General features: G+C 76.4%; 1 protein-coding gene. It reads right to left on the bottom strand.

The window, feature by feature from the left end:
• Window positions 1-36: 36 nt before the first annotated feature.
• Window positions 37-23,010, bottom strand: a complete 22,974-nt coding sequence (locus tag ACFY3L_RS20280) for a non-ribosomal peptide synthase/polyketide synthase (protein WP_389325844.1) — start codon at window positions 23,008-23,010, stop codon at window positions 37-39.
• Between the last annotated feature and the right edge of the window lie 26 nt (window positions 23,011-23,036).

The following is a 23,036-nucleotide window of genomic DNA, read 5'->3' as shown; positions in this document are numbered from 1 at the left end:
CGGCGCCACGACGGCGCCGCCCCCTTCGTCGTGCGGTCAGAGCGCGTCGGCGACCAGCGGCCCGAGCTGCTCCAGCACCGCCGGATCGAGCAGCTCCGAGTGTCCGCAGGCGAGCCCGACCGCCGTCAGGCGGCCGTCCACAAGGGACCGCCAGCCGTCCGACGCCGTGCCCGTGAAGCCGGGCTCCGGCACGGTCGCGTCGACGAACAGCACGTCCGCGGCGAGGACGCCGGGCCGCGCGCCCGCCATCATCCGGTCGCTGTCGAGGTAGTTCTCCACGACCCGGGCGATCTGCTCGTCGGTGAGCGCGGCCACGCCACCGCCGGCGGCCCGCACGAACCACACCGCGTCCCGCACCGTCGGCACCGCGGTCGCCGGCACGTCGTAGCCCAGCTCCTGCAGCAGCGCCGCGATCGCGGCCGGCCCGTCCCACTCGCCGTCCACCGCCGGCAGCGTGACGCGCGAGTCGAGCATGCCGACGAACGTCACCGACCGGCCCGCCGCGACGAGCCGCCGGGCGACGGCGTGCGCGACGGCGCCGCCGAACGACCAGCCGAGCAGCCGCACCGGGCCGTCCGGTGCGTGTTCGAGCACGCGGCCGGCGAGCTCCGCGGCGAGCTCGTCCAATGTGGACGGCAGGTCGGTGGTCCGGCTCAGGCGCGGCGACTGCAGCCCGATGAGCGGCACGTCCGCCGGCAGGTGCCGCTTCAGCCCCGCGAACTGCCAGACGAGGCCGCTCGCCGGCGGCAGGCAGAACAGCGGCGGCCGCCCGGCACTGCCCCGCCTGCCGGGGTGCAGCGTGACGACCGGTGCGAGGGCGTCACCGGGCGGCAGGTCGCCGGCGAGCCGGCGGGCGAGGCTTTCCACGGTCGGCGCCGTGAAGAGGTCCGCGACGGGCACGTCGGCGCCGAGCTCGCGGCGGACGGCCGCGGCGAGCCTGACGAGGAGCAGCGAGTGCGCGCCGAGGGCGAAGAAGTCGTCGGTCACGCCGACCCGCGCCACCCCGAGCACGTCACCGACGATCGCGCACAGCCGGGCCTCGGTCCTGCTGCGCGGACGGTCGCCAGCGGTGGCGGTGGTGAAGTCGGGCGCGGGCAGCGCCGCCCGGTCGACCTTGCCGTTCGGGGTCTGCGGGACCGCGTCGAGCACCACGAACGCCGCCGGCACCATGTACGCGGGCAACCGGTCGGCCAGGTGCCGCCCCAGGTCGCCGGGGTCAGTGCCGTCCGTCGTCACGTACCCGACGAGCCGGTCGTCGCGGGCGACGACGACCGCGCGGGCCACCGCCGGGTGCGCGGCGAGCGCGGCCTCGATCTCGCCGAGCTCGATGCGGTGCCCGCGGACCTTCACCTGGAAGTCGGTGCGGCCGAGGAACTCGAGGTCGCCGCCGGGCAGCCACCGCACGAGGTCGCCCGTGCGGTACAGGCGGGCCCCGCCCGCGGCGGCGACGAACCGGGACGCGGTCAGCGCCGCCCGGCCGAGGTAGCCGCGGGTGACCTGCGCGCCGCCGAGGTACAGCTCCCCGGCGACACCCGGCGGCACGGGCCGCAGCGCGGCGTCCAGGACGTGCGCCGTCGTGCCGGGCAGCGGACCGCCGATGGTGGGCCGGCCCTCCCCGACGGCGGACCCGGTCGCCCACACGGTGACCTCGGTCGGGCCGTACAGGTTGGTCACGGACCGCGCCCGGCGGCGCAGCTCGGCGGCGAGGGACGGCGGCAGCGCCTCGCCGCCGACGAGGGCCCGCACGCTGGTGAGGTCCACATCGGACGCGTCCAGCAGGGCCGCCCACAGCGACGGCGTCGCCTGCATGACGGTGGCCGCGGCGGCGAGCGGGGCGAGCAGCGCCGGGTCGCGGACCTCCTCGCCGGACGCGAGGACGACGCAGCCGCCGGTGCGCAGCGGCTGCATGAGTTCGAGGACGGAGATGTCGAACGACAGCGTGGTGACGGCGAGCAGCCGGTCCGCGGCCGTCATCGGCACCGCCGAGTCCATCGCGGCGAGGAACGCGTCGAGGTCGCGGTGGGTGACCACGACCCCTTTCGGCCGGCCGGTCGACCCGGAGGTGTAGATGACGTAGGCGGCGTTCCCCGGCCGGACCCGCGGCACGGCCGCGAGCTCGCCCGGCGGCAGTGCGGTGTCCAGGGACAGCACCACGACCGGGTCGGCGTCCTGCACCATGTACGCCAGGCGCTCCGCCGGGAACCCCGGGTCGAGCGGCAGGTACGCCGCGCCGGCCTTGTGCACGGCGAGGACGGCGACGACGAGGTCGGCGGTGCGCGGCAGCGCGATCCCGACCAGCCGCTCCGGCCCGGCGCCCTGCGCGATCAGCGACGCCGCCAGCCGGTCGGAGGCCGCGTCCAGCGCGGCGTAGCTCCACGTGCGGCCGGCGCTGACGAGCGCGTCGGCGTGAGGGGTGCGGGCGGCGTGGCCGCGGAACGCCGCGATCCACGACTCCGTCGGGGGCAGCGGCCCGCCGTCCTGCCACGCGGCCAGGTCGGCCTCGTCGTCCGGCGTCAGGAGGTCCGCGTCGCGGACGGGCGCGTCGGGGTGCGCCGCCAGCTCGGTGAGGAGCCGGACGAGACGCGAGGTCAGCCGCGCCGCGGTGCCGGCGGTGAAGCGGGCCGTGTCGTATTCCACGGTGACGGCGACGGTCTCCCCCGCGTCGACGAACGTGACGTTGACGTCGACCTTCGGGTCGGCGGCGAACTCCGGCTCCGGGCCGAGCGGCAGCCCGAGGACGGTGTCGCTGAGCTCGGAGTCGCCGGGCCGGTGGTGGTAGCCGATCATCACCTGGAACAGCGGGTTGCGGCCGGTCGCCCGCGGCGGGTTGACGGCCTCGACGACCTGCTGGAACGGCAGCTCCGCGTGCTCGAACGCGGCGAGGTCGGCGGCGCGGACCCGCCGCAGCAGCTCCGTGAACGTCGGCGCGCCCGACAGGTCGGTGCGCAGCACGACGGTGTTGACGAAGAACCCGACGAGGTCGGCGAGCGCCGGGTCGCCACGGCCGGAGGTGGGCGTGCCGATCGGCACGTCCTCCCCGGCGCCGAGCCGGGACAGCAGGACCGCGAGCCCGGCGTGCAGGGCCATGAACAGGCTCGCCTGCTGCTCGCCGGCGATGGCGCGCAGCCGCGCGACGAGGTCGGCCGGCAGCGTCGCGTCCACCTGCCCGGCGGGGCCGGGCACGGTCCGCGGCAGCGCGCCGGGCAGCGGGATCTCCTCCGGCAGGTCGCGCAGCTGCCCCAGCCAGAACCGGCGGGCCGTGGCGTGCCCGCTCGCCGGGTCGGACGGGTCGCCGAGCAGGTCGGCCTGCCAGGCGGCGTAGTCCGCGTACTGCACCGGCAGCGGCGTCCACTGTGGAGCCCGGCCGGCCAGGCGGGCCGTGTAGGCGGTGGTCAGGTCCCGCAGCAGCGGCAGGTCCGACCACTCGTCCATCGCGACGTGGTGCAGGACCAGGGCGAGCAGCGTGTCGCCGCCGCGCTCGGCGACGACGGCGGCCCGGATCGGCACCTCGACGGACAGGTCGAACGGGGCCGACAGGGCCGCGTCGAGCCGGTCGTACACCGGGACCTCGGCGAACTCGAGCACGTGCTGCCCGTCGAGGGTCACCAGGGTCCGCAGCACCTCATGGCGGGTGGTGACGTCCGCGAGGGCGGCCCGCAGCGCCGCGACGTCGACGCCGCCCCGCAGCCGCATCACGAGCGGGTAGTTGTACGCGGTGGAGGCGGGGTCGAGGTGGTGCAGCAGGAGAAGCCGCTCCTGGGCCGGCGACAGCGGGATCCGTTCCGGGCGCGGACGCCGGGTCAGCGACGGACGGGCGGTGGCGCCGGCCGACGCGAGCCGCAGCGCGAGCCGTTCGGGGGTGGGCGCGTCGAAGAGCACCCGCAGCGGCAGGTCCGCGGCGAGCTCGGCGCGCAGCCGGCCGAGGAGGCGCATCGCGATGAGCGAATGGCCGCCGCGGTCGAAGAAGTCGTCCTCGACGCCGTAGCCGTCGATGCCGAGCACGTCGCCGAAGACGGTGCACAGCAGGCGTTCGGTGTCGGTGGCGGCGGCGCGCCCGGCGGTGGCGACGGGCTGCGGCTCGGGCAGCGCGGCCACGTCGAGCTTGCCGTTGACGGTCAGCGGCAGCGCGGGCACGACGGCGTACGCGGCGGGGACCATGTAGGCGGGCATCGCCGCCTTCAACGCCGCGTGCAGCGCGGCCACGTCGAGGGTGCCGGCGGCGACCACGTAGGCGACCAGCCGCCTGCCGCCGGTGCCGTCGGGGACGGCGAGGACGGCGGCCTGCCGCACCCCCGGCCGCGCCGCGATCGCCGCCTGCACCTCACCGAGCTCGATCCGGTAGCCGCGGATCTTCACCTGGTCGTCGGTGCGGCCGAGGAAGTCCAGCAGCCCGTCCGTGCGGAGCCGGACGAGGTCGCCGGTGCGGTACATGCGGCCACCGGCCACGAACGGGTCGGCGACGAACCGGTCGGCGGTCAGCGCGGGCCGGTTGAGGTAGCCGCGGGCGAGGCCGGCGCCCGTGATGTACAGCTCACCGGGGACACCGGGCGGCACGGGCCGCAGCCAGTCGTCCAGCACGTAGCCGCGGGTGTTCCAGATGGGGGTGCCCACGGTGGACGTCGCGCTGTCGGTGGTGCCGCCGCCGAGGGTGTTGATGGTGTACTCGGTCGGCCCGTACAGGTTGTAGCCGAGCACCCCGTCGGTGTCGCGGAGCGTCGCCCACAGGCCTTCGGGGACGTGCTCGCCGCCGAGCAGCACCAGCGCCGGCCGGTGGGGACCGTCGAGGAGTCCCGCGTCGAGGAGGTGCTGGGCATACGTCGGGGTGACGTTGACGACGTCGACGCGGTGCCGGGCGCAGTACCCGGCCAGGGCGACGGCGTCGCGGCGCAGGTGCTCGTCGCACACGTGCACGTGGTGGCCCTCGACGAGCCACAGCAGCTCCTCCCACGACATGTCGAAGGAGAACGACACGGTGTGGGCGATGGTGAGGGTCCGGCCGCCGTGCGCGGCGATCGTCGGCGCGAAGATGGCCTGCCGGTGGTTCTGCTGCATGTTCGTCAGCCCCAGGTACGGGGTGACGACGCCCTTCGGCCGCCCGGTCGAGCCGGACGTGTAGATGACGTAGGCGGGGTGGTGCATGCGGCCGGGGGTGCCGGGCGCGAACGCGCCGAGCTCGGCGTCGGTGAGGGGGGCGCCGGACTCGCCGGACAGGTCCAGCTGGTCGAGGCGGACGCCGTCGAGCCGGCCGGCGGTCAGGACCAGCGACGGGCGGGCGTCGTCGAGCATCACCCGCAGCCGCTCGTCGGGGTGGTCGAGCTCCAGCGGCAGGTACGCGGCGCCGGTGCGCAGGACGGCGAACAGCGCGACGACCATGTCGATCGACCGGGGCAGCGCGAGCGCGACGACGCGCTCCGGGCCGGCGCCGAGCCGCAGCAGGTGCCGGGCCAGCCGGTTGACGCGGGCGTCGAGGTCGGCGTACGTGACGGTGGTCGCGCCGAAGGTGAGCGCGGGCGCCCCGGGGGTGCGGGCCGCCTGCGCCGCCATCAGTTCGGCGATCGTCTCGGGCAGGATCTCGCCCCGCACCCCTTCCAGCACGGCCGGGTCCGCGACCGGCAGCGCGGCGACGGGCCCGGTGGCGTCGTCCGCGAGCGCCAGCAGCACGCGGTGCAGCCGGTCGAGCAGCGCCGAGGCGTCCGCGGGCGGGACGACGTCGGCGCGGTACTCCAGGCGGATCCGCAGCCGCCGGCCCGGCGTGGCAACCCACGTGAGCGGGTAGTGGGTGGCGTCGACCGCGGTGACGCCGACGATCCCGTGCTCGGTCTCCAGGTCGGTGAACGTGTCGTCGTCGAGGAAGTTCTGCAGCACGTACAGGCTGTCGAAGAGCGTCGTCCGGCCCGCGGCGCGCTGGATCTCCCCCAGGCCGAGGTACTCGTGCGGCATCAGGTCGATCCGGTCGGCCTGCACGCGGCGCAGCACGTCCCGGGCGGCCTCGCCGGGCGCCAGGGTGACCCGGGCGGGGACGGTGTTGAGGAAGACGCCGACGACCTCGTCGATGCCGTCGAGCTCGGTGGGGCGGCCGGCGACCGTGGTGCCGAACACCGCCTCCTTGCGGCCGGCGGCGTGCGCGAGGACGACGCCGAGCGCGGTGCTGAGCACGGCGTTGAGCGTGACGCCCTCCGCGCGGGCCTGCGCGGTGAGGCGGGCCGTCTGCTCCTCGGTGAGCTGCCGGGCGATGCTGGTCGCGAGGACCGGCCGGGTCCCGGCCGCAGCCGGGTAGAGCACGGTCGGCTCGTCGAGGCCCCGCAGCGCGTCCGCCCACGCCTTCGCGGAGGCGGCGGCGTCCTGGGCGGCGACCCAGCCGAGGTAGTCGGTGAAGCGGCCCGCCGGCGGCGCCGGGGTGTGCCCGGCGTAGTGGGCGAACAGGTCGCGCAGGACCAGCTCGCGGGACCAGCCGTCCCACAGCAGCAGGTGGTAGGTGAACAGCAGCCGGTCGGTGCCGTCGGGGCGGCGCACGATCGTGAGCCTGGCGAGCGGCGGCGCGGTCAGGTCGAACGGCCGGATCCGGTCCTCGGCCATGACGGCGTCGAGATCGCCCGCCTCGACGACGGCGACCGAACCCTGGAGCGCGGCGGCGAGCACCGCGACCGGCCGGGTGCCTGAAACGGTGAAGCCGAGCCGGATCGCCGGGTGCCGCTCAAGGACGCGGGTCCACGCGGCGGCGAGCCGGTCGCGGTCGAGGCGGCCGGTGAAGTCGAACGCGTTCTGCGCGATGTAGACGTCGGCGTCCCCGGCGAGGCTCGCCTGCACGTACAGGCCCTCCTGCAGCGGCGACAGCGGCCACACCTCGTCCGTGGGCACGGCCAGCTCGCGCAGGACGGAGGCCCAGTGGCCGGCGAGGCCGGGGACGTCAAGACCCTCGTCGGCGTAGGTGAGCACGGCCCGCAGCTCGGGGCCGTCCGGAGTGGTGCGGCAGGCGGCGTTGATCTCCAGGAGGTATGGCGTGCCGAGGTCCGGATCCGCGCCGGTACGCAACGCGTCCGCCTCCGGCGCGGTGTCCCAGTCCCGATCCGACGGCGCCCCGAACCGGCCGAGGTAGTTGAACAGCACCTGCGGCGTGCCGAGCCGCGCGAGCGCCGGGGCGGTGCGGGCGTTGGCGTAGCGCAGCAGCCCGAACCCGAGCCCGTTGTCCGGTGCGGCGGTGACGAGCCGGTGCACCTCTTCCAGTGCCTGCTGCCCGTCCGGTACGGCCGGCAGCCTGACCGGTGCGATCGTCGTGAACCAGCCGACGGTCCGCGACAGGTCGGTGCCGTCAAGCTCCTCCCGGCCGTGCCGCTCCAGGTCGATGGTGAGCGGCGCAGACGGGTCGGCGCCGCGCCCGGCCCGCCAGCGGCCGACGGCGATCCGCAGCGCCGCGACGAGCGTCGCGGTGACGTCGACGCCGGCCTTGGCCGGGACGGTGCTCAGCAGCGGGCCGGTCACCGACGGCGGGAGGATCAGCTCGTGGTCGCGGGTCTGGCCGACCGTGAGCCCGATCGTGTGCCGCGTGGCGTCGAGCTCGCCGCCCGGGGCGAGGGTCGCGGCCCAGTGCTCGAACTCGCCGAGCCGCGCCGCCTGACCGGCCTGCTCCTGCAGCAGCCGGGCGTAGGCGCGCAGCGACGTGCCCGCGTCGCCGGACGCGGCGGGGCCGTCGCGGAGGTCGTCGGTCAGGATCCGCCAGGACACGCCGTCGACGACGAGGTGGTGCGCGACGAGCAGCAGCCGGCCCCGCTCCCCCGGCCCGCGGTCGAACCAGACGGCCTGCAGGACCTCGCCGGCGTCCGGGTCGAGCCGGTCGGTGGCGGCGTCGGACTCCACACCGACCAGCTCCCGCAGCGCGGCGTCGTCGAGCCCCGCCGCGTCGACCCGCCGCACGTCCACCGTGGACACGTCGGCGGACGGGCGGGCCTCCAGGGACCAGAGCATCGGCGACGGGCGGCGCAGCTGGAGACGCAGCGCGTCGTGCCGGCGCACCAGCCCATCGACGAGCGCGGTGACCGCCTCGTGCGTGAGCCCGGCGGGCGTGAGGAGCAGGTCCGACTGGTTGTGCCGGTGGATGCGGCCGCCCAGCTCGGCGAGGCGCTGCACGATCGGCAGCAGCGGCACCTCACCCACACCGTCGGACACCACCGGTGGTGCCGCGGGGACGGCAGCGGCAGGTGCCGCGAGCGCCGCGAGGGCGGCGGCGGTGCGGTGGACGAACACGTCGCGCGGGCTGATGGACAGGCCGGCGCGGCGGGCCCGGTTCGCCAGCTGGATGGCGATGATGCTGTCGCCGCCGACGGCGAAGAAGTCCTCGTCGGCGCCGACCTCGGTCAGCCCGACGACCTCCGCGACGAGCGAGCGCAGCAGCCGCTGGGCCGCGGACTCGTCGGCGGCGACCTCGACCGGCGCGGCCCGTTCGCCCGTCGGTGCGGGCAGCGCGGCCCGGTCGAGCTTGCCGTTGACGGTGAGCGGCAGGGCGGGCAGCCGCACGTACGCCGCCGGCACCATGTACGACGGCAGCCGCCGCGACAGCAGCTCGCGCACGCCGTCGACGTCCACGGTGGACGCGCCGACGAGGTAGGCGACGAGCCGTCCGTCGTGCAGGTTGACGGCGGTGTTCGTGACGCCGTCGACGTCCAGCAGCGCCGCCTCGATCTCGCCGAGCTCGACGCGGTGGCCGCGGACCTTCACCTGCTGGTCGGAGCGGCCGGCGTAGACGAGGTCGCCGGAGGCCGTCCGGGTGGCGAGGTCGCCGCTGCGGTACAGCCGTCCGGGGCCGAACGGGTTGGCGACGAACCGGGACGCGGTCAGGCCGGGCCGGTCGAGGTAGCCGCGGGCGAGCTGGTCGCCGGCGACGTACAGCTCGCCGGTGACCCCCGGCGGGACGGGCCGCAGCCGGGCGTCCAGGAGGTGGGCGCGCAGGCTCGGCAGCGCGTCCCCGATGACGGATCCGGCGGCCGAGTCGGCGCTGCTCAACGCGCGGAACGTCACGTGCACCGTGGTCTCCGTGATGCCGTACATGTTGATCAGCCGCGGCGCGTCGTCGGCGTGCCGCTCGTACCATGGCCGCAACCGCGACGGGTCCAGCGCCTCGCCACCGAAGACGACGTAGCGCAGCGCCAGGCCGCCGGTGTCCTCGGCGATGAGCGGGTAGAACGCCGACGGGGTCTGGTTGAGCACCGTGACGCGCTCGTCGCGCAGCAACGCGGCGAAGCGGCGCGGGTCGCGGGCGACGTCGCCGTCGACGACGACGAGCCGGCCACCGTACAGCAGGGCGCCCCACAACTCCCAGACGGAGAAGTCGAACGCGTAGGAGTGGAACATCGTCCACACGTCGCTCGCGCCGAACGCGAACAGTTCCTCGGCGGCGGCGAACAGGGTGAGCACGTTGCGGTGGGTGACCGCGACGCCCTTCGGCCGCCCGGTCGAGCCGGACGTGTAGATGATGTACGCCGTGTTGTCCGGCGCGAGCCCGGTGCCGGTGACGGGCCCTGTGTCGGGCGCGGTGTCGGGCGCGGTGTCGTGCGCGCGCAGCGGCCCGTCGACGAGGATCGCCGGGACGCCGCCGGGCAGCTGCGCGGCGGTGGCCGTGTCGGTGAGCAGGCACACGGGTGCGGCGTCGGCGAGGATGTACGCGATGCGGCTCGCCGGCGCGCCCGTGTCGACGGGGACGTAGCAGCCGCCGGCACGCACGACGGCGACCAGCGCGACGATCAGGTCGACCGAGCGGGGCAGCGCGACCGCGACCCGCGACTCGGGCCGCACCCCCCGGGCGATCAGCTCGCGGGCGAGGCGATTGGCGCGGGCGTCGAGCTCGGCGTAGGTGAGCCGGTCGTCGCCGTGACTGACCGCCACCGCCGCCGGGTCCACGGCGCCGCGCGGCCCGGCGAGCGTGCCGTCCACCGTGGACCTCGCGGCCGGCGCACCGACGGCTCGGTCGAGCCCGGGGACGAAGCCTGCCGGCTCACCCACGGCCTGAGCGAGCCCGGTGACGAAGCCGAGCAGGATCTCCTCGACCATGGCCAGGAGCTCGGCGGCCCGGGCGGCGCCGACGAGCCCGACGTCGTACTTGACCTCGAGGGTCAGCTCGTCGCCGGGGAACGCGACCAGCGCCAGCGGGTAGTGCGGCGAGTCGGTGCCGGTGAACCCGTCGACCCGCAGCGGCGAGTCCACGCCTGCCCGCACCGCCGGGAAGTTCTCGACGACGACCATCGAGTCGAACAGCTCCCGCACCCCGGCGAGCCGGGCCAGCTCGGCGAGGCCGACGTGCTGCGCGTCGAGCACCTCGGTCTGCAGCTCCTGCAGCCGGGTCAGCACCGCGCCCAGGGTCTCGCCGGGCCGCCACGACAGCGGCAGCGGCAGCGTGTTGATGAGCAGGCCGACGACCGTCTCGACGCCGGGCAGGTCGCCGCCGCGGCCGGAGACGGTCGAGCCGAAGACGACCCGGTCCCGGCCGAGGAGCCGGCCCAGCAGCAGCCCCCACGCGGCGTGCACGGCGGTGCTGAGCGTGACGCCGTGCGCGCGGACCGCGGCGGCGAGGGCCGCGGTGTCGGCGGCGGACAGTGCACTGTGGACGCTGTCGTGCGCGGCGACGGGGCTGCCCGGCGGGTACAGCAGCGACGGCGTGACCCCGTCGAGGACGCGGGACCAGACGGCGCGGGCCACCTCCCGGTCGCGGGAGACGACGGCCTCCACGTGGTCGCGGAAGGTGGTGGCGGGCGCCGGGAGGTCGGCGCCGGTCTCGTAGGCGGCGACGATGTCGCTGAACACGAGCGGGTAGGACCAGCCGTCGGCGAGGACGTGGTGCATCGTCTCGACGAGCCGGTGGTCGGTCTCGCCGAGCGAGACGAGGGCGTAGCGCAGCGCGGGCGGCCGGGCCAGGTCGAACGGCCGCGCCAGCTCCTCCGCGCAGACCAGCGCGAGGTCGCCGCCGGCGACGACCCGCCACGGCACGTCGACCGACGGCGCGATCGCCTGGACGATCCGGCCGTCGCGCAGCTCGCGGAAGCCCGCGCGCAGGGCGGCGTGCCGGCGGACGGTCGCCTCGACGGCGGCGCGCAGGCGGTCGGCGTCGACCGGGCCGGTCAGCCGGGCGACCTGCTGCACCACGTAGGTGTCGGCGCCGGGATCCGCCATGGCCTGGTGCACGTACATGCCCTCCTGCAGCGGCAGCAGCGGCAGGACGTCCTCGAAGCCGGCGAGGTCGTCGACGTCGCCTTGGGAGAGCCTGACCAGAGGGAAGTCCGACGGGGTGTGCCCGAAAGCCTCGCAGCGGCCGAGGGCGGCGAGCGCGGCCAGCCAGCGGTCCGCGAGCCCGGCCACGTCGGCCTCGGTGAAGAGCCCCGACGGGTAGGACAGCGCCGCGGTGAACGTGGTGCCGCCGGGGCCGTCGGCGGCGAACGCGTTGACCTCGAGGGTCATCGCCGGGTTCGCCGGGTCGACGCCCTCGCGCAGCGGCCCGGTCGGCGCCCAGTCGCCGGCGGACCCGGTCGGGAACCGGCCGAGGTAGTTGAACAGGATCTGCGGTACCGGGCCGGTCAGCTCCTGCCGCAGGTGGCGCAGGACGCCGTGGCCGATCCCCTTGCCGGGCACGGCCCGCAGCTGCTCCTTGACCGCGCGGGCGGCGCCGGCGAGCGCGGGCCCGGCGGCGAGGACGTCGTCCCAGGCGACGGCACCGGGGTCGAGCCGCACCGGGTGGATGGCCGTGAACCAGCCGACGGTGCGGGACAGGTCGACGTCCGCGTCGTAGACGTCGCCCTCGCGGCCGTGCCCCTCCAGGCTGACGACCAGCGCGGAGGAGGCCGCGGGCCGCCACGCGCGGACGGCCAGGGCGAACGCGGTGAGGAGGACGTCGTTGACGGTGCCGTACATGGCGGCCGGCACCCGGGCCAGGAAGCTGTCGGCGTCCGGCAGGGTCACGGTGACGGTCCGCACGGTCGCGCCGGTGTCGGCGGCCGGGTCGAGCGGGCGGGAGCCCAGCGGCGGGTCGGGGGTGGCGAGGACGTCCCGCCAGTGGCCCAGCTCCGCCGTGAACCGGTCGCCGCGGGCCGCGGTGAGCAGGGACCAGCCGCGGAACGACGCCGGCGCCGGGTCGAGCGCGACGGGCCGGCCGGCGGCCGCGTCCTGCCAGCCGCGAGCCAGGTCGGCGCCGATGATCCGCCACGACACGCCGTCGATGACGAGGTGGTGCGCGACGAGCAGCAGCTCCCGGGCGCCGGGCGACCAGACGGCCTGCAGCATGACGCCGCGGTGCGGGTCGAGCCGCGCGGCGGCGGCCTCGACGTCGAGGTCGGCGCTCTGGGTCACCGGCACGGGCGAGCCGGCCGGCGGGACGGTGATCGTCCAGTCGCGGTCGACGACGGCGCGCAGCAGGTGGTGGGTGTCGACGAGCGCGCGCAGGACGGCGTCGAGCGCGGGCCGGGTCAGCCCGGCCGGGGTCCGGAACGTCATCGCCTGGTAGAACCCGGTCAGCGGGGTCGCGGCCGCGCGGGTCTCGGCGAGCATCGGCGTCAGCGCGACGACCCCCACGGCGTCGTCGGCGGCGGGCGCGGCGATGTCCGTCGTGGCCGGCAGGCCGGCGACGACCGCCTGGACGGTGCGGCGGCGGAAGATGTCGCGCGGGGTGACGGGCAGGCCCTCGCGGCGGGCCCGGCCGGCGACGGCGATCGAGGAGATGCTGTCCCCGCCGGCGACGAAGAAGTCCTCGTCGACGCCGACGGCGGGCAGGCCGAGCACGTCGGCGTAGATCGCGCACAGCACGCGTTCGCGGTCGTTGCCCGGGCCCCGCACGGCACCGCCCGCGGCACCGGGCGCGGTGGGCTCGGGCAGGGCGGCGACGTCGAGCTTGCCGTTGACGGTCAGCGGCAGCGACGGCACGACGCCGTACAGGGACGGCACCATGTAGGACGGCAGCCGCTCCGCCAGGGCCGCCCGCACGGCGCCCGCGAGGTCGGGGTCGTCGCCCGCCGGCACCAGGTAGGCGGCGAGCTTCTTGAGGCCCGGCACCGACGCGTCCGCGCGGGCCACGACGGCCGCCTGGCGGACCTGCGGCAGCGCCGCGACGGCGGCCTCGACCTCACCGAGCTCCACCCGGTAGCCGCGGATCTTCACCTGGTCGTCGCTGCGGCCGAGGAAGTCGAGGTTCCCGTCTGGGCGCTCGCGGACGAGGTCGCCGGTGCGGTACATGCGGCCGCCGGCGGCGAACGGGTCGGCGACGAACCGGGCGGCGCTCAGCCCACCGGCGTTGAGATAGCCGCGGGCGAGGCCGGCGCCGGCGATGTACAGCTCGCCGATGGTGCCCGGCACGACGGGCCGCAGGAACGCGTCGAGGACGTAGCCGCGGGTGTTCCAGATGGGCCGGCCGACCGTGGGGGTCGCGCTGTCCCCGGTGCCCGCGCCGAGGGTGTTGATGGTGTACTCGGTGGGCCCGTACAGGTTGTAGCCGGTCGGGCCGCCGGGTGTGCGCAGGCGCGACCACACGGCGTCGGAGACCGCCTCGCCGCCGAGCAGGACCAGGCACGGCGGGTGCCCGGCCGGGTCGAGCAGCCCCTCGTCGAAGAGGTGGTGAGCGTAGGTGGGGGTCACGTTGACGACGTCGACCCGCTGCGCCTGGCAGTAGGCGACGAGCGCGACCGCGTCGCGGCGCAGCTCCTCGTCGCAGACGTGCACCTCGTGGCCCTCGACGAGCCACAGCAGCTCCTCCCACGACATGTCGAAGGAGAACGACACGGTGTGGGCGATCCGCAGCCGGTCGCGGCCGGCGGCCCGGGCGCGGGCGACCGCCGGGGCGAAGATCTCGGCGCGATGGTTGAGCTGCATGTTGGTGAGGCCGCGGTACGGGGTGACGACCCCCTTCGGCTTGCCCGTCGAGCCGGACGTGTAGATGACGTAGGCGGGCCGGTCGAGCCGGTGCGGGTCGCCGGTCGCCGGCGGCGGGTCCGACGGGAACGCGGCCGCGTCGGCGGGGCTGACGACGGCGCCGTCGTGCCGGGCCGCGACCGGGGTGCCGGGCAGCGCGACGAGCAGCGCCGGCTCGGCGTCCGCCAGCATGCCGGCGAGCCGGTCGACGGGGTGGTCGAGCTCGAGCGGCAGGTACGCCGCACCCGCCCGCAGGACCGCGAACAGCGCGACGACCATGTCGATGCCGCGGGGCAGGGCGAGCGCGACGATCCGCTCCGGCCCGGCGCCCCGGTCCAGGAGCAGCCGCGCGGTCTGGTTCACGCGGGCGTCGAGCTCCGCGTAAGTGAGGACCTGGCCGCCGGCGACGAGCGCGGTGTCGGCGGGGCAGGCCGCGGCCCGCTCGGCGAGCATGTCGGCGATGGTGGCGTCGACGATCGGGTGCTCGGTGGACCGCCACGCGGCCCGCAGCGCGTCCGCCTCGCCGGCCGACATCAGGTCGAGGGCGCCGACGCGGACGTCGAGCCCGCCGGCCAGGGTCGTGAGGAGCCTGACGAGCCGGTCGGCGAGGGCGGCGGCCCGCGCCCCGGTGAACACGTCGGGCCGGTACTCGAGCTTCAGCCGCAGGTTCGCGCCCGGGGTCAGCACCCAGGTGAGCGGGTAGTGGGTGGTGTCGGTGTACCCGACGCCGACGATGCCCTGCTCGCGCTCCAGGTCGGCGAACGTGTCGTCGGCGAGGAAGTTCTGCAGCACGTACAGGGAGTCGAAGAGCTGCTCGTGACCGGCGGCCCGCTGGATCTCGCCGAGGCCGAGGTGCTCGTGCGGCCCGAGGTCGAGCCGGTCGGCCTGGGCGCGGCGGGCGAGGTCGAGCACGGTCGCGCCGGCGGTCGCGGTGACCCGTGCCGGCACGGTGTTGAGGAAGAGGCCGACGACCTGGTCGATGCCGGGCAGTTCGGTGGGGCGGCCGGCGACGGTGGTGCCGAGCACGACGTCGGCGCGGCCGGTCTCGTAGCCGATGACGAGGCCGAGCGCGGCGGTGAGCAGCGAGTTGAGGGTGACGCCGCCGCGCCGGGCCTGCTCGGTCAGGCGGGCGGTGACGTCGGCGGGCAGCACGGCGTGGACCCGCTCCGACAGCATCGGCGCGCGCCCGGCGGCCTCCGGCGCGACGAGGGTCGCCTCGGTGACCCCGGCCAGTGCCGTCCGCCAGGCGGCGGCGGACCCGGCGGTGTCGCGGGTGGTGAGCCAGCGCAGGTAGTCGGTGAACGACGCCGTGGGCGCCGCGGGGGTGCGGCCCGCGTAGAGGGCGAACAGGTCCCGCAGGACCAGCTCCCGGGACCAGCCGTCCCACAGCAGGAAGTGGCTGGTCAGCAGCAGGGTGTCGCGGCCGCCGGGGCGCCGGGCGACGGTGAGGCGCACCAGCGGCGGGGTCGCGAGGTCGAACGGCTCGGTCTGGTCCCGGTCGACCAGCGCGGCGAACGCGGCGTCGTCCGGGGTGTCGACGACGGTCACGACGGCGGGCACCTCGGGCGCGATGACCTGGACGGGTGTGGGGACGCCCTCGCCGACGAACGCGGCCCGCAGCGTGGGGTGCCGGCGCAGCAGCGCGCCGAAGGCGGCCGTCATCGCGTCGACGTCGACGCGACGGTCGAGCTCGAACACGTTCTGCGCGATGTAGGTGTTGGCGGTCTGGTCGAACGTCGCCTGGTAGTACACGCCGAGCTGCAGCGGTGAGAGCTCCCACACCTCGGTGGCGGGCTGCGCCTGCTGCGACATCGCCGCCAGGGCGCGCCACCACCGCTCGGCCAGGCCGGCACCGTCCACCTCGGACACGTGCTGGAGCGTCGCCTCGACCCGGCCGTCGCCGGTGAGCGCGAGGTCGCACTGGATGGCGTACCGGCTGCCGAGCAGCGGATCGGCGGGCGCCGCGACCGGCAGCCTGGGCCAGCCGCCCGGGGCGCCGAATCCGCTGCTGCGGCTGAGGATCCGGGGCTCGGCGGCGCGTTCGAGCCGTTCGAGGGCGCGGCCGACCCGCGGGTTGCCGTGCCGCAGCAGGCCGAAGCCGACGCCGCCGTCGGGTGCGGCGCCGAGCGCGACCGCGGTGTGCACGAGGGCGGCCTCGGCGTCGGCGGCCGCCGCCACGCGGACGGGCACGACCGTGGCGCACAGGCCGGCGGTGCGGGTGAGGTCCTCGTCGGCGCCGACCCGCACCAGGTGGCGGGCGGCGCGCTCGACCTCGACGACGAGGTCGTCGGGGTCCTGGACGGCGACGCGGAGGGCGGCGACCGCGGCGAGCTCCGGCGCGGCGGCCAGCTTCGCGGCGAGGGCGCCCTCGAAGGTCCGCGTGTGCCGGCCGGTGCTGTCTTGCGCGGCGCCGTGGAAGCCGGGTGCGACGTCGGCGCCCGGGCGCAGCACGTCCTGCCAGTGCCCGAACTCGGCGACCCGGGCCGGGCGGCCCGCGTCCTCCTGCGCGGCGCGGGCGTGGGCGCGCAGCGGCGTGCCGACCGGCGGCAGCTGCGGGGTGCGCCCGTCGGTGATGGCGGCGCACGCGGCGGCGAGGTCGGCCGCGACCAGGGTCAGGGTCACGTCGTCGGCGGCGAGGGGGTGCGCGGCGAGCAGCACCTGACCGGCGGCGTGGGCACCCGCGTCGAGCCACACGAGGGCGAGCGGGGCCGCCGGGTCGAGGGCGGCGAGCTCCCGGTCCACCGCGCCCGTCTCGAGGGCCACGTGGCGCAGCACGGTGCGGGCCTCGACGGTGCCGGGGGCGGTCAGCTCCAGGGTGAGGAACAGGCCGGACTCGCGGGTGATCCGCAGGCGCAGCCCGTCGTGGTGGTCGAGGACGGCCTGCAGGGCGCGTTCGAGGACCGGTGCGGTGAGCCCGGCGGGCGCCTCGAACAGCGCGGCACGGAGGGGGGCGCCGTCGGGGGCGTCGGTGAGCCGTTCGACGGCGGGCAGCAAGGGCAGCGGGCCGACCGCCTCGGGATCCACCGGCACGCGCTCCCCTGCGGGAGTGCCGGCGGACAGGTGCGCGTCGAGGGCGCCCGGGGTCCTGTGGTCGAAGATGTCGCGGGTGGTGAGCACGATCCCGTCCTGCGCGAGGCGGTTGATGACGCGGATGGCGGCGATGCTGTCGCCGCCGAGGGCGAAGAAGTCGTCGCCGGGCCCGGCCTCGGTGCCGAGCACGGCGGTGTAGCAGGCGCTGATCCGCGCCGCCCGCGGCGAGCCGGCAGCCTGAGCGGCCCGCCGGCGCGGCACGGCCGGCGAGGGCAGCGCGGCGCGGTCGCGTTTGCCGTTGGGCAGCAGCGGGATCGCGGCGAGGACGGTGACGGTCGCGGGGACCAGGTGGGCGGGCAGCTCGGCGCGCAGCGCGTCGCGGACGGCGGCCGGGTCGACGCCGTCGCCGGTGACGTACGCGGCGAGGGTGTTGCCGCGCACGGCGGCCGCCGCGCCGGTGACGCCGGGCCTGCGGGTGAGGGCCGCCTCGACCTCGGCGAGCTCCACCCGGAACCCGTTGATCTTCACCTGGTCGTCGGCGCGGCCGAGGAACTCGATCCGCCCGGTGGCGTCGCGGCGGCCGAGGTCGCCGGTGCGGTACAGCCGGTCCCCCGGCGCACCGAACGGGTCGGCGACGAACCGGCCCGCGGTGCTGCCGGGCCGGCCGAGGTAGCCGCGCGCGTTCTGCACGCCACCGACGTAGATCTCGCCGACGGCGCCGTCGGGCACCAGGGTCAGCGCCGCGTCGAGCAGGTGCACCCGCACGCCGGGGACGTCGGTGCCGAGCGGGACGGTCCGGTCCCCCGCGGTGACGACGGCCGTGAGGACGTCGCCGGCGACCTCGGACGAGCCGTACGAGTTGACGATCTCGGCGTCGGGCGACGCGGCCGTGAGGGCCCGGACGACGGACGGGGTCAGCGCCTCACCGCTGGTGATCCAGCGGCGCAGCCCGCGGACGCGGGACGGGGCGCTGTCGGCGAGGGCCGCGGCGAGGCTCGGCACGGCCAGGAGCTGCGTCGCGCCGCTGCGCTCGACGAGCCGGCCGAGGGCGGCGCCGTCGGCGGCGGTGGCGTCGTCGGCGAGGACGACGGTCGCGCCGGCGACGAGCCCGCCGAGCAGCTCGGTGGTGCCGTCGACGAAGCTCAGCGAGCTCTTCGCGATCCGCACCTGCCCGGACCGCAGCCCCCAGGCGTCCCGGGCCCAGGCGAGCCGGTTGGCCAGGGCGGCGTGGGTGCCGACGACCGCCTTCGGCACGCCGGTCGAGCCCGACGTGAACAGCACGGTGGCCGCGTCGGCGCCGGTGAGCCCGCGCACCTGCAGGTGACCGGTGGCCCCGTCGACCGCCGCGCCGATCCGCAGCACCGGCAGCCCGTGCCCGGCCCGGCCCGCGTCGTGGCCCGCGTCGTCGGTGAGGACGCAGACGGGTGCCGCTTCGCGGAGCATCAGCTCGATGCGGGCCGCCGGGTACGCCGGGTCGACGGGCAGCACGGCCGCGCCGGCCCGCAGGACGCCCAGCACCGCGACGGGCAGGTCCACCGATCGGCGGGCGGCGACCGCGACCAGGTCGCCGCGGCGCACCCCGGCCGCGGCGAGGGCGTGCGCGAGCCGGCCGGAGCGCCGGTCGAGCTCCGCGTAGGTCAGCTCCCGCTCCCCGCAGACGACGGCCGTGCCGCCGGGGTAGGTCAGGAGGTCCAGCACGGTCCCGTCGTGTGTGGCGGGGGCCGCGGGAGCGGCGGCGAGACCCGCGAGCGGTGCGGCACAGGTGCCGTCCAGGGCGGCCAGCAGCGTCTCGTACATGTCGAGCAGACGCCGTGCGGTGGCGGTGTCGACGTGCCGTCTGTCGTGGGTGACGGTGACGGTGAACGGGTCGCCGGGCCGCGCCATGAGCGTGACGGGGTAGTGCGGCGCCTCGACGACGTCGATGCCGGTGACCCGCAGGTCCCCGCCCGCCACCTCGACGTCCGGGTAGTTCTCGACGACGACGAGGGTGTCGAAGAGCTCCCCGGTGCCGAGCCGGCGCTGCAGCTCGGTCAGCGGCGCGTGCTCGTGCTCCATGGCCTCGCGCTGGTCGGCGGCGAACCGGCCGACGGCGCCGGCCAGCGGCTCGCCGGGCGCCCACCGCACCCGCGCCGGGACGGTGTTGATGAGCAGGCCGGCGATGCGTTCGATGCCGGGCACGGCCAGGCTCCGGCCGGCGACCGTCGAGCCGAACGTGACGTCCGGCCGCCCGGTGAGCCGGCCGAGCAGCACGCCCCAGGCGCCGCCGACGACGTTGCCGACGGTGAGGCCGTGCGCGGTCGCGAACTCGCGCACCGACGCGGCGAGCGCGGCCGGCAGCTCGCGGGTGACGCGGCCGTAGCCGTCACCGGGAGGCGCCGGCGGCAGCGCGGCGAGCAGCCGGGTCGGCTCGGCGACGCCGTCCAGCAGCCGGTCCCAGACGGCCAGGTCGGGCGCCTGCCCGGCCAGCGCCGCCAGGAAGTCGCGGAACGGCACCGCGGGCGGGAGCGGCGCGCCGGCGTACAGGGCGAGCAGGTCGTTGAACATCACCGGCACCGACCAGCCGTCGGCGACGATGTGGTGGATCGTGTGGATGAGCACGTGCCGGTCGGCGGCGAGGCGGACCAGGGTGAACCGCATCGCGGGCGGCTCGGCGAGGTCGAACGGCCGGGACCGGTCCACGGCCGCGATCCCGTCAAGGTCGCGCGGGTCCGTGGCCTCGAGGGTCCGCCACGGCGCGGCGGTGCCGGCGGTGTGGACGGCGACGACGTTACCGGCGGCGGTGGGGCGGAACGCGGCGGCGAGGTTCGGGTGCCGGTCGAGGAGCCGGTCGGCGGCGGCGCGCAGCCGGTCCGCGTCCAGGGGGCCGGTGAGCTCGACCCGCTGCTGCACCACGTACGGGTCGGCGCCGGTGGTGTACGTGGCGTGGAAGTACAGCCCGGCCTGCAGCGGCGACAGCGGCAGCACGTCACGCAGGGCGCCCTCGGCGGCGTCGGCCTCGAACCGGTCCACATCGGACTGGTCCAGGGTGAGCAGGGGGAAGTCCGACGGCGTGTGCCCGGCGACGTGCGGGTCGGCGGCGATCGCGTCGAGCAGGCCGGTCCAGTCGCCGGCGATGGCCTCCACGTCGGCCCGGTCGAGGACCCCGGCGGGCCAGCTGAACGTCGCGGACAGCACCGGCCCGGCGGCCGTGTCGAGGGTGACCGCGTTGAGCTCCAGGACGCGGGGCAGCGGCATCCGCAGGTCGCGGTCCTCGTCCACGGTGGACACCTGCGTCCAGGGGCGGCCGGCGCCGGCGCCGAACCGGCCGAGGTAGTGCACGAGGACCTGCGGCGCGGCGGCGAGGTCGGCCCGGCCGGCGAGATGGCGCAGGACGCCGTGGCTGAGGCCCTGCGACGGCACCGCCCGCAGCTGGTCCTTGACGGACTTCACGGCCGCGCCGAGATCGGCGCCGTCGCCGGGGTCGACCACGGCCGGGTAGAGGGTGGTGAACCAGCCGAACGTCCGGGACAGGTCGAGGTCGCCGGCTGGGCCCTCGAGCAGGTCCTCCTGCCGGCCGTGCCCCTCCAGCTCCAGCAGCACCGGCCCGGCCGCGCCGCGACGGCGGTGCACGGCGAGGGCGGCGGCGGTGACGAGCGCGTCGTCGACGCCGCCGTGGATCGCGGCGGGGACGGCGCCGAGCAGCCGCGCGGTGGTGGCGGTGGAGAGGCTGACAGTCAGCCGCTCCTCGGTGGCGACGAGGTCGCGCGACGGGTCGAGCGGGCGGCGGCCGAGGGGCGGGTCGGCGACCGCGGCGGCCCGCTGCCAGTACGCGACGTCGGCGGCGAACCTGCCGTCGCGGGCGGCGGCGCGCAGCGCGGTGGCCCACTGCCGCAGCGACGTGGCGGCGGGCTCCAACGCGACGGTGCCGGCGTCCCACATGGCGCCGAGGTCTTCGGCGAGGACCCGAAGGGAGACACCGTCGACGACGACGTGGTGCACGGCGACAAGGAGGTGCCGGGCCTGCTCGTGCCACGTGAACGCGGCCATGACGCCGCGGCGCGGGTCGAGTCGGGCGACGGTCTCCTTCAGGGTGCCGGTCAGCGCCACCGCGGGCACGGCGGCGGGGTCGAACGGTGCGACGGTGAGGCTGCCGGCGGCGTCGACCCGGGCCCGCAGCGCGTCGTGGGCGGCGAGCAGCGCCGCCACCATCCGCTGCAGGGTCTCGAGGGTGAGGCCGGCCGGGGTGTGCAGGGTGACCGCCTGGTGGAACCCGTCGAGGGCCGGCCCGTGCTCGCGCAGCCACGCCACGATCGGGGTGTCCGGGACGGCGCCGGTGCGCTCCACGGCGGACGACGGCGCGGCGGTGGCGGCGACCGCCGTGACGGCGGCGACGCCCGCCGGGGTGCGGTGGGTGAGCAGGTCGCGGGGGCGCAGCGCGATCCCGGCACGGCGGGCCTCGCGGACCACGCCGATGGCGACGATGCTGTCCCCGCCGAGGGCGAAGAAGTCGTCGTCGGCGGCGACGGGCACGCCGAGGACGGCGGTGAAGACGTCGCACAGCGCCCGTTCCATGGCGGTCTCCGGTGCCCGCCCGCCGCCGCTGCCCGGCAGGGCCGGCGCGGGCAGCGCGGCCCGGTCGACCTTGCCGTTGGCGTTGACCGGCAGCGCGTCCAGCCGCACGACCACGCTCGGCACCGCGTACTCGGGCAGCTTCCCGGAACACCAGGCCAGCAGGGCCGCGCTGTCCAGGGAGGCCGGCGCGATGACGTAGCCGACGAGGTGGGCGGCGCCGGCCGCGTTGCGCCGCACGGCGACGGCCGCGTGCCGGACCGACGGGTGCGCGGCGAGGACCGCCTCGACCTCCTCCAGCTCCAGGCGCATGCCGCGGATCTTCACCTGGTTGTCGGCGCGGCCGACGAACTCCAGGGTGCCGTCCGGGGTCCAGCGGGCCAGGTCGCCGGTCCGGTAGAGGCGGCTGCCGCGGGTGTCGAACGGGTTGGCGACGAACCGTGCCGCGGTCATGGCCGGCGCGTTGACGTACCCGCGGCCGAGCAGGAACCCGGCCGCGTAGAGCTCGCCGGTCTCGCCGGGCGGCAGCGGCGTGAGGGTGTCGTCCAGGACGTACAGCTGGGTGTGCGGGTTGGGCCGGCCGATGGAGGTGGCGATGCGTTCGGCGGCGTCGCGGTAGATGACGTGGGAGACGCCGATCGTCGCCTCGGCCGGGCCGTAGCCGTGGTAGAGGGTGGTGCCGAGTTGGTTGCGGAACCGGTCGAACAGCTCCGGGGTGAGCACCTCCCCGCCGCACCAGACGTGCTTGAGGCCCGACAGGCGGCCGTGCCCCCGATCCATCTCCAGCAGCACGTCCAGCATGGAGGAGACGAGGTACACGAACGTGACCTTCTCCGCCGCGATGAGGTCGAGCAGGTACTGCGGATCGCGTTCGCCGCCGGGCTCGGCGACGACGACGGTGCCGCCGGACACCAGCGGCAGCAGGATCTCGTTGACGGAGATGTCGAACGCGAGCGGCGCCTTGAACAGGCTCGCGTCGCCGGGCCCGAACAGCAGGATCTCCTCGATCTGCCAGCGCAGCCGCTCGCAGATCGCCTCGTGCCGGATCATCGCGCCCTTCGGCCGGCCGGTCGAGCCGGAGGTGAAGATGACGTACGCGAGGCGGCCCGGCGCCAGCTCCAGGTCGAATGGCTCCGAGGACTCGTCCGCGAGCGCCGGCTCCCCGAACGCCGCCTCGTCCAGGACGATGCGGACTCCCGCGTCGGCGAGCACCTGCCGCCGGCGCTCCCGCGGCCACGACGGGTCGACGGGCACGAACGCCCCGCCGGCGACCATCGCGGCGAGGACCCCGACGACCATCTCCGCGGAGCGTGGCACGGCGATGCCCACGATCTCCTCGTCGGCGAGCCCCCGCCGGCGCAGCGACCGGGCCAGCTGGAAGACCCGGGCGCCGAGCTCGGCGTAGCTGAGCCGGGTGCCGCCCGCGACGAGGGCGGGCGCCTCCGGGGTCCGCCGGACCTGGGCGGTGAACGCCGCGGCGACGGTGCTGCGGTGGCCGGGCTCCGTCGGGTTGTTCCAGTCGTCCAGCTGCCGCAGCACGTCCACTGTGGACACGGTTGTTCCTGCCTCTATGTGATGTC

This window comes from Dactylosporangium sp. NPDC000521 (genome assembly GCF_042898305.1).
Classification (GTDB): domain Bacteria; phylum Actinomycetota; class Actinomycetes; order Mycobacteriales; family Micromonosporaceae; genus Dactylosporangium.
Note: the sequence above shows the minus strand (reverse complement) of the source record. Positions and strands in the feature narration are given on the sequence as shown.